This window comes from Enterobacter chengduensis, assembly GCF_001984825.2.
In the GTDB taxonomy this organism is placed as follows: Bacteria; Pseudomonadota; Gammaproteobacteria; order Enterobacterales; family Enterobacteriaceae; genus Enterobacter; species Enterobacter chengduensis.
Window position 1 is genome coordinate 355605 of record NZ_CP043318.1, and the last position, 13869, is coordinate 369473.

12 protein-coding genes are annotated in these 13869 nt (G+C 56.1%); 4 read left to right on the forward strand and 8 right to left on the reverse strand.

Translation table 11 applies throughout. From position 1 onward, the window contains the following. Nucleotides 1–74 precede the first annotated feature (74 nt). On the reverse strand, nt 75–962 hold the full coding sequence (locus tag FY206_RS01680) for a LysR family transcriptional regulator (RefSeq protein WP_032644715.1): 888 nt from the start codon (nt 960–962) through the stop codon (nt 75–77). Between the two features lie 102 nt (nt 963–1064). Here FY206_RS01680 and FY206_RS01685 point away from each other — a divergent pair, with 102 nt between their 5' ends. Then, entirely contained in the window at nt 1065–1475 is a 411-nt protein-coding gene (locus FY206_RS01685; protein WP_032644716.1) for a CidA/LrgA family protein, read from the forward strand. Then, entirely contained in the window at nt 1468–2157 is a 690-nt protein-coding gene (locus FY206_RS01690; protein WP_032644717.1) for an LrgB family protein, read from the forward strand. The genes FY206_RS01685 and FY206_RS01690 overlap by 8 nt, the downstream gene beginning before the upstream one ends. 32 nt (nt 2158–2189) lie before the next feature. Here FY206_RS01690 and actP read toward each other — a convergent pair whose 3' ends face one another. The 3 genes from actP to acs all read right to left on the reverse strand — a co-directional run bounded on the left by actP (nt 2190) and on the right by acs (nt 6196). Next, complete coding sequence (gene actP / locus FY206_RS01695; RefSeq protein WP_077064488.1) at nt 2190–3839, reverse strand: cation/acetate symporter ActP; 1650 nt, start codon at nt 3837–3839, stop codon at nt 2190–2192. Then, entirely contained in the window at nt 3836–4150 is a 315-nt protein-coding gene (locus tag FY206_RS01700) for a DUF485 domain-containing protein (protein ID WP_032644719.1), read from the reverse strand. Before FY206_RS01700 ends, actP begins: the two co-directional genes overlap by 4 nt. A gap of 87 nt (nt 4151–4237) precedes the next feature. Next, the gene (acs, locus tag FY206_RS01705) at nt 4238–6196 is read right to left on the reverse strand and encodes an acetate--CoA ligase (protein ID WP_032644720.1); all 1959 of its coding nucleotides are present in this window, start codon (nt 6194–6196) and stop codon (nt 4238–4240) included. A gap of 423 nt (nt 6197–6619) precedes the next feature. Here acs and gltP point away from each other — a divergent pair, with 423 nt between their 5' ends. Next, nucleotides 6620–7933: a glutamate/aspartate:proton symporter GltP gene (gltP, locus tag FY206_RS01710; protein WP_024906735.1), complete on the forward strand. Its 1314-nt coding sequence runs from the start codon at nt 6620–6622 to the stop codon at nt 7931–7933. A gap of 80 nt (nt 7934–8013) precedes the next feature. On the opposite strand, the gene FY206_RS01715 is transcribed toward gltP, so the two are convergent. The 4 genes from FY206_RS01715 to fdhF all read right to left on the reverse strand — a co-directional run bounded on the left by FY206_RS01715 (nt 8014) and on the right by fdhF (nt 12878). Then, nucleotides 8014–8688 (reverse strand): tetratricopeptide repeat protein, encoded by a 675-nt coding sequence (locus FY206_RS01715; RefSeq protein WP_032644721.1) that lies wholly within the window; start codon nt 8686–8688, stop codon nt 8014–8016. 121 nt (nt 8689–8809) lie between these two features. Beyond that, nucleotides 8810–8962 carry a Hok/Gef family protein gene (locus FY206_RS01720; protein WP_032644722.1) on the reverse strand — a complete coding sequence of 51 codons (153 nt, stop codon included), beginning with the start codon at nt 8960–8962 and terminating at the stop codon, nt 8810–8812. 101 nt (nt 8963–9063) lie between these two features. Then, nucleotides 9064–10433, reverse strand: a protein-coding gene (locus tag FY206_RS01725) for an IS3-like element ISKpn8 family transposase (RefSeq protein ID WP_085949440.1) whose coding sequence is annotated in 2 segments (ribosomal slippage) — nt 9064–9953 and nt 9953–10433 — 1371 coding nt in all. Because the reading frame shifts where the segments join, the coding sequence is not laid out codon by codon here. Nucleotides 10434–10730: 297 nt separating this feature from the next. Beyond that, nucleotides 10731–12878, reverse strand: a complete 2148-nt coding sequence (gene fdhF, locus FY206_RS01730) for a formate dehydrogenase subunit alpha (RefSeq protein ID WP_080283052.1) — start codon at nt 12876–12878, stop codon at nt 10731–10733. 256 nt (nt 12879–13134) lie between these two features. On the opposite strand from fdhF, the gene FY206_RS01735 reads away from it, so the two are divergent. Then, nucleotides 13135–13866 carry a response regulator gene (locus FY206_RS01735; RefSeq protein ID WP_032644725.1) on the forward strand — a complete coding sequence of 244 codons (732 nt, stop codon included), beginning with the start codon at nt 13135–13137 and terminating at the stop codon, nt 13864–13866. The last annotated feature ends 3 nt before the right edge of the window (nt 13867–13869 follow it).

Below are 13869 nucleotides of genomic sequence, written 5' to 3' on the forward strand. Positions count from 1 at the left end.
CTGTTTTGCCGGGTGGCGGCTTCGCCTTACCCGGCCTACGTGCTCGATCGGTTCCCTCTCCCTGTGGGAGAGGGTTAGGGTGAGGGCACCCAAAACCCCTTACAGCACTCGAGCCACGCCTGCGCGCTCTGCGACAGATACACCCCTTCACGCCAGATCATCCCCAGCTGCCAGTGCAGTTCGCTCTCCAGCGGGATCCAGCGCAGCGTGTTTTTATCCAGCCGCTCGCAAATCGGCTGCGGCAGAATGGCAATCCCCACGCCGGCCTGCACCATCGCCGCCAGGAAGTCCCACTGTCCGCTGCGCACCGCAATGCGCGGCTTCACGTTATGCTGGTTGAACAGCGTCATCAGCTGACGGCTTAAGGCGAAGTCTTCGTTGTAGATCAGCAGGGGATGTTCGCCGAGCAGTTCGGGCTTCACCGAGTCAATCTTCAGCCAGTCGCCGGAGCGTGGTACCAGGACGCAGAGCGGATGGCTAAACAGCGGCAGGGTCGCCAGACCGCTCTCTTCCTCCACGGGAAGGGCGGTCATTGCGACGTCGAGCTCGCCGTTGGTGACGGCCTGCTGGACGGTTAATCCACCAAATTCCGAAATCTTCAGCTCAACGCCGGGATAACGCTGGCGAAACAGGCTAATCGGCCCGGCCATCATCATCCCCACCATGGGCGGAATGCCGAGGCGAAGCACCCCTTTGGTCAGATGATTAATATCGCCCAGCTCCGCTTCCAGCTGGCGGAACTCCGCCAGAATCGCCAGCCCGCGTTCGAACACCACGCGTCCGGTATCGGTCAGCAACAGCTTGCGCCCGTCGCGGATCAGCAGGGTACAGTTCAGTTCATCTTCGAGGTTTTTCAGCATCTTGCTGATGGTTGGCTGGGTAACGAACAACTTCTCCGCTGCGCGGGTAAAACTTTGCTGGCGAACCACCTCGACAAAATAGCGCAGCGTTCTTATGTCCATGATTATTCCTCGAAACTATACCTGTGATGATTTTAATTCATTTCAGTCCATACCGTACGCTCACTATACTGGCGCCTCGTCTCATTTTTGAGGAAAACCCCCATGGCCGTGGCGTTAAGCCGTGTTACGCCTGCCGTTGTACAACGACTCCAGGTCCCTGTTCAGGTACTGCTCTACGCGGGACTGTTTGTTTTCGCCGAATATCTGGTCGGCTGGCTGCATCTGCCGCTGCCCGCCAATCTTGTCGGGATGCTGCTGATGCTGACGCTTATTCTGTGCCGCGTGATCCCCCTCAGCTGGGTGCGCGCCGGGGCGCGCTGGCTGCTGGCGGAGATGCTGCTGTTCTTTGTCCCTGCCGTCGTGGCGGTGGTGAACTATGCGCAGCTGCTGATGGTAGACGGCTGGCGGATCTTTGCGGTTATCGCGCTGAGTACGCTAATGGTGCTGGGGGCGACCGCCTGGGTGGTGGATAAAGTGTATCGCTTTGAAATCAGCAGGCACAAACATGACTAATTTTCAGGTCAGCATCCTTTGCCTGGTGGCGACGCTGGCGATCTACTTTGCCAACAAGCGGTTGTATCGTCGTTTTCATGCCCTGCCGCTGATGCCGCTGGTCCTCACGCCGATCCTGCTGGTGATGATGCTGGTCTTCGGCCATATCTCCTGGCAAAACTACATCGGTGAATCCCACTGGCTGCTGTGGCTGCTCGGCCCGGCGACCATCGCGTTTGCCGTTCCCGTTTATGACAACCTGGCGATCATCAAACGCCACTGGATGTCGCTCAGCGCGGGCGTACTCACCGCCACGGTGGTGGCGGTATGCAGCTCCGTCTGGCTGGCCCGGCTGTTTACGCTGTCCGATGAAATTCAGCGCAGCCTGGCCGTCCGTTCGGTGACGACGCCGTTTGCGCTGGCCGCGGCGAAACCGCTCGGCGGGCAGCCGGACCTGGTGGCGCTGTTTGTGGTCGTGACGGGCGTCTTTGGGATGGCGGTTGGCGATATGCTCTTTCTGCGGCTGTCTATCCGGGAAGGGATGGCGAAAGGCGCGGGGTTTGGCGCGGCGTCGCACGGCGCGGGCACGGCACGTTCCTATGAGCTCGGCCAGCAGGAGGGCGTTGTCGCGAGCCTGGTGATGATGCTGTCGGGCGTAGTGATGGTCCTGATTGCGCCGCTGGTGGCGTGGGTGATGTTTTAAGCTCCCCGGCCGTAATGGCCGGGGAGAAAGGCTTAGTGCGCGCGGCCCTGCTCAACGCCCAGGCCGGTTTGTGAACGGATAAACTGGGCGCGGAATTTCTCACGCTCCAGGTTACCCTCCGGCGAGTTGTCGGTGGCCGAGAAGAACCAGATGCCGATAAACGCCACGGCGATCGAGAACAGCGCCGGATACTCATACGGGAAGATGGCGCTTGCGTGGCCGAGGATCTGCACCCAGATGGTCGGGCCCAGAATCATCAGGATCACCGCCGTCAGCAGCCCCAGCCAGCCGCCAATCATTGCCCCACGCGTGGTCAGTTTCGACCAGTACATGGAGAGCAGGATGATTGGGAAGTTACAGCTTGCCGCAATCGAGAAGGCCAGCCCCACCATAAAGGCGATGTTCTGCTTCTCAAACAGAATGCCCAGCAGAATCGCCACGACGCCCAGCACCAGCACGGTGATTTTTGAAACCTTCAGCTCATCGCGCTCGCTCGCCCCCTTGCGGAAGACGTTCGCGTAGAGGTCATGCGATACCGCCGACGCGCCGGCGAGGGTCAGACCCGCAACTACCGCCAGAATGGTGGCGAAGGCCACGGCGGAGATAAAGCCGAGGAACAGGTTGCCGCCTACCGCGTCCGCCAGATGCACAGCCGCCATGTTGTTACCGCCAATCAGCGCGCCCGCCGCGTCTTTAAACGCCGGGTTCGCCCCCACCAGCATGATCGCGCCAAAGCCGATGATAAAGGTCAGGATGTAGAAGTAACCCATGAAGCCGGTGGCGTAGAAGACGCTTTTGCGTGCCTCACGCGCGTCGCTTACGGTAAAGAAGCGCATCAGAATGTGCGGCAGGCCAGCCGTACCAAACATCAGGCCCAGGCCGAGAGAGAGCGCGGATATCGGGTCCTTCACCAGCCCGCCAGGGCTCATGATCGCTTCCCCTTTCGGGTGAACCGCCATCGCTTCGGTGAACAGGTTGTTGAAGCTGAAGCCGACGTGCTTCATCACCATAAAGGCCATAAAGCTGGCGCCGAACAGTAGCAGGACCGCTTTGATGATCTGCACCCAGGTGGTCGCCAGCATGCCGCCGAACAGCACGTACATCACCATCAGCACGCCCACCAGCACCACCGCGATGTGGTAGTTCAGGCCGAACAGAAGCTCGATCAATTTACCCGCACCGACCATCTGCGCAATCAGGTACAGCGCCACCACCACCAGAGAGCCGCAGGCGGAGAGGGTGCGAATCGGCCCCTGCTTCAGTCGATAGGATGCCACGTCCGCAAAGGTATAGCGGCCTAGGTTGCGCAGGCGCTCGGCAATCAGGAACAGGATGATCGGCCAGCCGACGAGGAAGCCGAGAGAGTAGATCAGGCCGTCATAGCCGGAGGTGTACACCAGCGCGGAGATCCCGAGGAACGAGGCGGCGGACATAAAATCACCCGCAATCGCCAGCCCGTTCTGGAAGCCGGTAATGTTGCCCCCGGCGGTGTAGTAATCGTTACGCGAGCGCACGCGTTTCGACGCCCAGTAAGTGATGTACAGCGTCAGCAGGACGAATATCAGGAACATGATAATCGCCTGCCAGTTGGTCGGCTGGCGCTGAACGTCACCGGTAATGGCATCCGCCGCGTGGGCGGCAAAGGGGAGGGCGGCGGCGAGCGCCGTCAGGACTCGCTTCATGATGCTTTTACCTCTTGCAGAACCGCTTTATTGAGACGATCGAATTCACCGTTCGCGCGCCAGACGTAGACGCCGGTCAGCAGGAAGGAGATCACAATCACGCCAATGCCAATGGGAATGCCGCGCGTGACGCTGGTGCCCGCATGCAGCGGGGTGCCCAGCCAGTGCGGTGCAAAGGCGATCAGCAGAATAAAGCCGACGTAGATAATCAGCATGATGATGGAAAGGATGAAGGCAAACCGTTGCCGCTTATCGACGAGCTCCCTGTAGTGCGCACTATTCTCTATCTGCTGACAAATATCGTTATTCATCACAGAGTCTCCAAAGGTAAGGTTGGTTTGTTTTATCCCCTCTCCCCTATGGGGAGAGGGTTAGGGTGAGGGGAGAGGGAGAAAACACTAGGAAGGCATTGCGATGGCCTGCTTCTCTTCGAGCAGTTTTTCCACCACGCCAGGATCCGCGAGCGTTGAGGTATCACCGAGGTTGCTGGTATCCCCCGCCGCGATTTTGCGCAATATACGGCGCATAATTTTGCCGGAGCGGGTCTTCGGCAGCGAGTCGGTCCAGTGCAGCACGTCCGGCGTCGCCAGCGGGCCAATCTCTTTACGCACCCAGTTGCGCACCTCGGCGTACAGTTCCGGTGACGGCTCCTCGCCGTGGTTCAGCGTGACGTAGGCGTAAATCGCCTGGCCTTTGATGTTGTGCGGGATCCCAACAACGGCGGCTTCGGCAATCTTCGGATGCGATACCAGGGCCGATTCAATCTCGGCGGTGCCCAGACGGTGGCCGGAGACGTTCAGCACGTCGTCCACGCGGCCGGTGATCCAGTAATAGCCATCTTCGTCACGACGCGCGCCGTCGCCGCTGAAGTACATGTTTTTAAAGGTCGAGAAGTAGGTCTGCTCGAAGCGATCGTGATCGCCGAACAGGGTACGCGCCTGGCCCGGCCACGAGTCTGTGATGACCAGGTTGCCTTCGGTGGCACCGTCCAGCGGGTTGCCTTCGTTATCCACCAGCGCAGGCTGGACGCCGAAGAACGGACGGGTTGCCGAGCCGGCTTTCAGCTGCGTGGCGCCCGGCATCGGGGTGATCATAAAGCCGCCGGTTTCAGTCTGCCACCAGGTGTCCATCACCGGACATTTCTCGTTGCCGATTTTCTTCCAGTACCATTCCCAGGCTTCCGGGTTGATTGGCTCACCCACTGACCCGAGGATGCGCAACGAAGAGCGGTCGGTGCCTTCGATGGCCTTATCGCCTTCCGCCATCAATGCGCGGATCGCCGTTGGCGCGGTATAGAGAATATTGACCTGGTGCTTGTCGACGACCTGGCACATCCGCGCCGGGGTCGGCCAGTTGGGTACGCCCTCAAACATCAGCGTGGTCGCGCCGCAGGCCAGCGGGCCGTACAGCAGGTAGCTGTGCCCGGTCACCCAGCCCACGTCGGCGGTACACCAGTAGATGTCGCCGGGGTGGTAGTCGAAGACGTATTTAAAGGTGGTGGCCGCGTAGACCAGATAGCCGCCGGTGGTGTGCAGCACGCCTTTCGGCTTACCGGTTGAGCCGGAGGTATAAAGAATGAAAAGCGGATCTTCAGCGTTCATCTCTTCCGGCTGATGCTGGTCGCTCGCTTTTTCAATCAGGTCGCTCCACCACAGGTCGCGCCCCTCGTTCCAGTCGATTTTGCCGCCGGTACGCTTAAGGACGATGACGTTGCTGACCGTTTTGACGTTCGGGTTTTTCAGCGCTTCGTCGACGTTTTTCTTCAGCGGGATACCGCGTCCGGCGCGCACGCCTTCATCGGCGGTGATCACCAGTTTTGAGCTGGAATCGACAATACGGCCCGCCACCGCTTCCGGGGAGAAGCCGCCGAAAATCACCGAGTGAATTGCCCCGATGCGCGCGCAGGCCAGCATAGCCACCGCCGCTTCCGGCACCATCGGCATATAGATCGCGACCACATCGCCCTTTTTAATGCCTTTTTCCAGCAGGACGTTGGCGAAGCGGCACACGTCGCGGTGCAGCTCTTTATAGGTAATGTGCTTGCTCTGCGAGGCGTCATCGCCTTCCCAGATGATGGCGGTTTCATTCCCGCGCTCGGCAAGGTGACGATCCAGGCAGTTCGCCGCCAGGTTCAGGGTGCCATCTTCATACCATTTAATGGAGACATTGCCGGGCGCAAAGGAGGTGTTCTTCACCTTCTGATATGGCTTGATCCAGTCAAGAATATGGCCCTGCTCGCCCCAGAAGGCGTCCGGGGCGGTGATAGATTGCTGATACTTCTCGTGGTACTGCTCCGGGTTTATCAGGCAACGGTCCGCAATATTAGCGGGAATGTCATGTTTGTGTATTTGGCTCATGGCTTTTTTTCTCCTTGTAAGATGTTAATAATATGTCACTAAAACGTTAATTGTAGGGGCTTTACAAGCTTTGTTTATTATTTGGGCTACAGATCACGCATTGTTTGAACAGGTTGAAAAATGAGCGAATGAAACTTTGAAGGAAAATAATTCACGCCAACAATTATTCACATTTATGTTTAAAAAAGCGTTTTAATAACAAAAGGTTATTTATCAGAATCAGGAGAAACTCTCGTCACAGACGCTTTTACGGGTGAAATGCGTCGATCTTTAAGGCTTGCGCAACAGGCCGCGCAGATGATACTCATACGCCGCGTTAAAAAATCCCATAAATCGACGCAACACAATTCATACCCTTTCAGTATGTCCCCATATTCATGCAGTTTTCGTGAATAAGGCGCTTCATTGAGGAAGTCAGTTTCTATGAAAAACGTTAAAGTCAGCCTCGCCTGGCAGATCTTAATCGCCCTTGTGCTGGGCATTCTGCTGGGCAGTTACCTCCACTATCACAGCGACAGCCGCGAGTGGCTGATTGCGAACCTGCTTTCCCCGGCAGGGGATATCTTTATTCATCTGATCAAGATGATTGTGGTACCGATTGTGATCTCGACGCTGGTGGTGGGTATCGCGGGCGTCGGCGATGCGAAGCAGTTAGGCCGTATTGGTGCGAAAACCATTATCTATTTCGAAGTGATCACTACGGTTGCGATTATCCTGGGTATTACCCTGGCGAACGTGTTCCAGCCGGGTTCCGGGATCGATATGTCGCAGCTGGCAACGGTGGATATTTCGAAATACCAAAGCACCACGGCGGATGTACAAAGCCATGCGCACGGCCTGATGGGCACCATCCTTTCTCTGGTGCCGACCAACATCGTGGCATCGATGGCGAAGGGTGAGATGTTGCCGATTATCTTCTTCTCGGTGCTATTTGGTCTGGGGCTCTCTTCACTGCCGGCAACGCACCGCGAACCGCTGGTGACCGTGTTCCGCTCTATCTCCGAAACCATGTTTAAAGTGACCCACATGGTGATGCGCTACGCGCCGGTAGGGGTGTTTGCGCTTATCGCCGTCACCGTGGCGAACTTCGGTTTTGCCTCCCTCTGGCCGCTGGCGAAGCTGGTGATCCTGGTTCACTTCGCCATCCTGTTCTTTGCGCTGGTGGTGCTGGGCATCGTGGCGCGCCTGTGCGGGCTGAGCATCTGGATCCTGATTCGTATCCTGAAGGATGAACTGATTCTGGCCTACTCCACGGCAAGCTCTGAGAGCGTGCTGCCGCGTATTATTGAGAAGATGGAAGCCTACGGCGCGCCAGCGTCGATCACCAGCTTCGTTGTTCCAACCGGCTACTCCTTTAACCTGGACGGCTCCACGCTGTACCAGAGTATCGCCGCTATCTTTATTGCGCAGCTGTACGGCATTGACCTGTCGCTGTGGCAGGAGATCGTGCTGGTGCTGACGCTGATGGTGACGTCTAAAGGTATTGCCGGCGTTCCGGGCGTTTCGTTCGTGGTGCTGCTGGCAACGCTGGGCAGCGTCGGCATTCCGCTGGAAGGCCTGGCGTTTATTGCGGGTGTCGACCGTATCCTCGACATGGCGCGTACGGCGCTGAACGTGGTGGGTAACGCGCTGGCGGTGCTGGTTATCGCCAAGTGGGAACATAAATTCGATCGTAAAAAGGCGCTGGCGTACGAACGCGAGGTGCTGGGTCGTTTTGATAAGACGGCTGACCAGTAATGTGTTAAGCCCGGTGGCGCTGCGCTTACCGGGCCTACGGGTTTTGTAGGCCGGGTAAGGCGAAGCCGCCACCCGGCACTTTATTCTCCGCTCAACGCATCAAACTCTTCGCAGCCCGTATCAAACCCTTCAGTGCAGCTCAGGTTCAACCAGTAAAGCGCTTTCTGTTTATTCGGCGTGATAAAGCCTTTCTCGCCCTGCCTGAACAACATTCCTGCCCAGTACTCGGCGTAGCCCGTACGTGAAAGTGCTGAACTGCGCTTGAACCATGAGGCGGCCTGCAGATCATCCTGCGCCACCTCTACGCCGTTGGCATATATCAGCCCGAGCAGCATTTGCGCATCGACCGCAGAGTCGTTGTCGATATCTTCGGTCGCCGTTTGCAGCAGTTTGATGGCCTGAGGGTAGTCGGTTTTACCGGCCTGAGTATTGACCAGCACGCGGGCCAGCATAATCGCGCCGCGTTTGCTGCCTGCAATATTGGCCTGTTGCGCGAGGGCTTTGGCCTGGGCGTAATCGCCCTGCGTAAAGTGGATTTGCGACAACAGCGCCATGGCGTCGACGTCGCCACCTTTTGCCGCTTTTTCGGCCCACAGCGCAGCCTGCTTGCTGTCGCCAGAGCTGAAGTATGTATCGGCAAGATAATACTGGGCGCGGGCATCACCGGCTTCCGCCTGCTTTTGATACTGGCTGCCTATCTCATCTGCATGGGCAAGGGAGGTTAAAAAGAATAACAGCAGAAAAATGGGTTTCATGGATTCTTATCATCTGGGTACACGCCGCGCAGTATAATCGCGGTGGCGGAAGAAAAAAATGGGTGCGTTAAGACCTCAGCATCCTACAAGCCGGGCGGAACCGCTGTTCCGCCCGAAGAGGTTAGCCTGCGTTGCAGGCTAATTTAGCCGCCACCTCCTGATGTTCACCCTTTATTGAAAACTCGCATAACTTACCGCGAGTAATAAAGGTAAAGATCACTATCGTCAGGCAAATAATAAAGACGATACCTAACGCAGTTTTTAATGGCGTCATGCCTTTTACTCCTTGTCAAAAAAAGAATAAGAGGCTACTCTCAACCTGTTGGGAGTTGAGGGAGTAGCCTCGGGTTGTACTGACCCCAAAAAGTTGGACAGTTAAACACGAGGCACATAGGTCTGGGTTCGATATTCAATTGGACTCAGACCTTTTAATTTCAGGCTAATTCTTCTGCTGTTGTAGTAGTCAATATATTCCGTAACAGCATCCTTCAGTTCGCTTATATTACTGAACTCGTCAAGATAAAAACACTCCGACTTTAAGGTTCCAAAGAAACATTCCACGACTGCATTATCCAGACAATTGCCTTTTCTGGACATGCTCTGTGTAATGCCTTGTTCTTTAAGGATGTTTTGATACCTTCTCATACGATACTGCCATCCCTGGTCAGAGTGCAGAATAGGATGCTCGTGAGGCTTAAGCTTTTTGAATGCCTGATCGAGCATATTCTCGACCATGTTCATCACAGGTCTTTCCGACAGGCTGTAAGAAATAACTTCGTTGTTGAAGAGATCTATTACTGGAGACAAATACAGCTTTCGCCCATTGACTGCAAATTCAGTAACGTCGGTAACCCACTTCTCGTTTGGCCGTGTAGCCTTGAAATCCCTTTGGAGAACATTGGGGGCGGTTTGCCCTACCTCTCCTCTGTAGGAGCTGTATCGCTTGACCTTAATCGCTGCCTTAAGCGAGAGGGTTCCCATCAGGCGCTGAACGGCTTTATGGTTAATCCGTTCCCCGTCTCGATGGAGAGACAACGTTACCCTACGGTATCCGTAACGACCTTTATTCTCGTGATAAATCTCACCAATACGCTTTTTAACATCCGCATACTTATCAGGCTTGCTGAGAGCCTTTAGATGGTAATAAAACGTACTGCGCGGTATCTCCGCTGCCTTGAGAAGCTCATCAAGAGGGTAAAACTGCCTTAGCTCGTTGAGTACTTTCACTTTTTCGCGGGATGAGCTAAGGCTTTCAGCTTTTTTAGATACGTAAGCCGCATTTCAAGGAATCGAACTTGTCTTTCAAGATCCTCAATACGTCGGTCTTTCGACAGCTCCAATGCTAACGCCGCTTTTTCTGGATCAACTGACATTGTAATGTTTCTTTTGGTGCCGATCTTGAGTGCGCGTAAACCAGCTTCTCCGTGCTCCTCATAGACTTTCAGCCACTTGGCTACAGAACCACTACCAGCAAGCATAAAGTGAGCAGCAGCCTGATTGAGGGACATCTGCTGCTCGGTCACGGCTTTCACGACCTTAATGCGCAACTCTGGATCAGCACTAACGCCTTTAGGTTTGGGAATTAAACCTTTTTCTCCATGTTTTTCATAGAGGGCAACCCACGTCCTGACCTGGGTTCGAGGCACACCAAAACGTGCAGAGATGATCCTGTAACCATCATCAGTTGTGAAGTAGTGATTCACGACTTCAAGGCGCTTTTCGAAGGGGTATTTTGGCTTTGACATATCAGGGACTATTCCATTTCATCGTCCAACAAAATGGGTGCAGTACAGGTAAATGAAAATTTCCCGGGGCTTCCTACTTTCTGTCCCTCAACAATGCTCAAGACAGAAAGTCTTAAGCACCCGCCGCACATCTTATCTCTCTGAATTAAAATGCAAAGATGTAATTCTATTCTGCGTAAATTACATTATTTCTGCGAGCCGCTTTCCAGAATAATAATTGATATTATTGATGAGCTAATCGGAAATAAAAAGGGAGTGAATAGTTCACTCCCTTTATTCATCGATGAATTAAAGGCTTCAGCCCATTGCGCTTTCGCGCAGGCGGGCTTTCAGCTTGTTATATTCGTCGATCACATACCGTTCCGCCGCGTGCTGATCCGCAATCGGTTCAACGTTGACGGCGCAGTATTTATACTCCGGCGTTTTGGTTATCGGGCTTAAGTTCTCCGTCACCAGCTCGTTGCAGGCGCCAATCCACCACTGGTAGGTCATATAGACCGCCCCTTTGTTTGGACGATCGCTGACCTGCGCGCGGGTGATGATCCGCCCTTTGCGCGAGTTCACCCACACCAGCGCTTCATCCTCGATGCCGAGGCGCTCCGCGTCGGCGGTGTTGATCTGCGCGTAACCCGGCTCGTCCGCCAGCGCGGCCAGCGCGGCGCAGTTACCGGTCATCGAACGACAGGAGTAGTGGCCCACTTCACGTACGGTTGAGAGCACCATCGGATACTCGTCGGTGAGTTTATCGATGGGGGCGACCCAGTCGCAGGTGAAGAACTGTGCCAGCCCGTTCGGGGTGTCGAACTTCTCCTTAAAGAGATAGGACGTGCCTTGATCGGCCTCCGACTCATCCCGGCACGGCCACTGGATGTACCCCAGCTCGCCCATTTTTTCATAGGTGGCGCCGTAGAAGTCCGGGCACAGATGCCGCAACTCGTCCCAGATCTCCTGGGTGTTGTTGTAGTGCATCGGGTAGCCCATGCGGGTGGCGATTTCGCTGATGATTTGCCAGTCCGTTTTCAGATCCCACTTCGGCTCGACCGCCTTAAAGAAGCGCTGGAAGCCGCGGTCCGCCGCCGTGTAGACGCCTTCATGCTCGCCCCAGGAGGTCGACGGTAAAATCACGTCCGCCGCCGCCGCGGTTTTGGTCATGAAGATATCCTGGACAATCACCAGCTCCAGATCCTCAAACCCTTTACGCACCGCAGAGAGCTCGGCGTCGGTCTGGAGCGGATCTTCACCCATGATGTAGGCCGCACGCACTTCGCCATGCGCCGCGCGGTGCGGCAGCTCGCTGATGCGATACCCGGTGTGTTCCGGCAGGCTTTCCACGCCCCAGGCCTTCGCGAATTTCTCGCGGTTTTCCGGGAACTTAACGTACTGGTAGCCCGGATAGGTATCCGGCAGCGCGCCCATATCGCAGGCGCCCTGGACGTTATTCTGACCACGTACCGGGTTAACGCCGACGTGCGCCTTGCCCAGGTTTCCCGTCAGCATGGCGAGGCTGGTCAGGGAACGCACGGTTTCCACGCCCTGGTAGAACTGGGTCACGCCCATGCCCCAGAGAATGGCGGCGGTTTTCGCCCCGGCGTACATTCGTGCGGCCTGGCGGATCTCCTGCGCGCTGACGCCGGTTATCGCTTCAACCGACTCTGGCGTATAGCCTTCGACAATTTTCTTATACTCTTCAAAACCTTCCGTGCGGCTGGCGACAAACGCCTGGTCGTACAGGTTCTCCTCAATAATGACGTGCCCCATCGCATTCAACAGCGCGATGTTCGAGCCGTTTTTCAATGCAATGTGCATATCCGCAATGCGCGCGGTTTCAATTTTGCGCGGATCGCAGACGATGATTTTCGCCCCGTTCTGCTTAGCGCGAATAACGTGGTTCGCGACGATAGGGTGAGAATCCGCCGGGTTATAGCCAAAGATGAAGACGAGATCGGTATTATCTATCTCGTTGATGGCATTACTCATTGCGCCGTTACCGACCGACTGGTGCAGACCTGCAACCGATGGGCCGTGTCAGACGCGAGCGCAGCAGTCGACGTTATTGGTTCCAATAACGGCGCGCGCGAATTTTTGCATCACATAGTTGGTTTCATTCCCCGTCCCGCGTGAGGAACCGGTGGTCTGAATCGCATCCGGACCATACTTGGCCTTGATGGCGCTAAGGCGCGTGGCGACGTAATCCAGTGCCTCGCGCCAGCTGACGGCTTCCAGCTTGCCGCTGCGTTCGCGACGGATCATAGGGCTTTTCAGGCGCGGGGTGAGGATTTGGGTATCGTTAATAAAATCCCAGCCGTAGTAACCTTTCAGGCACAGCGTGCCCTGGTTGGTTTTCCCCTGTGCGGCCTCTGCCCGGACGATTTTGCCGTTATCGACCACCAGGTGGATCTTGCAACCTGAGGCACAATAAGGGCAAACCGTGACGACTTTCTTCATCAGTCTGCTCCAGTTAATCGAATCATTCGCACCCACTATGCAGCTTCTATGCCATGTTTTTTGTATGGCTACTCCCTGACTTTACGGCCCCTTCGCGGTGAAAACCCTGACAAAAAGCAGCCCATCGTCAAAATTGACGTGTCGACAGGGCAGCGGATGTGACATGGGTTGAATTTCCGTCACTGAAAAAACCCTTTAACTGGAGCCGACGGCAGAATGGTTCAGACTTAACATAATCCCCTGACGGAAGCATATGATGAAACCGGCGATTCTGGTGGTTGATGACGATACGGCAGTCTGCGAACTGCTTCAGGATGTGCTGAGCGAGCACGTCTTTAGCGTGCTTGTCTGCCATAACGGCCAGGATGCGCTGCGCCGCGTACAGGAGGAGCCGAATATCGCCCTTGTCCTGCTGGATATGATGCTGCCGGATATCAACGGCCTGCAGGTTCTGCTGCAGCTGCAAAAGCAGCGACCGGCGCTGCCGGTGATCATGCTAACCGGGCTGGGCAGTGAGTCCGACGTGGTGGTGGGGCTGGAGATGGGGGCCGACGACTATATTGGCAAGCCGTTCAACCCGCGCGTGGTGGTTGCCCGCGTGAAAGCGGTATTGCGCCGTACCGGCGTGCTGGCTGCCGAAGTGCCCGCAGCGCCCGCGGCGGGCATCGCGTTTAACGGATGGACGCTCGATACCACCCGCTGCGAGCTCAGCGATCCGCAGCGTAATCCCGTGCCCTTAACCCAGGGCGAGTATGGCCTGCTGCTGGCGCTCACGCAAAATGCCCGTCGGGTGCTGAGCCGTGACCGGCTGCTTGAGCTGACCCACAGCGAAAGTGCTGACGTGTTCGACCGCACTATCGACGTACTGATCATGCGCCTGCGCCGGAAGATCGAGGCCAATCCGCATCAGCCAGCGCTCATTAAAACCATCCGTGGACTGGGTTATGTATTTGCCACCGACGTTAGCCGCCCCGAACAGGCGGCATAAGGT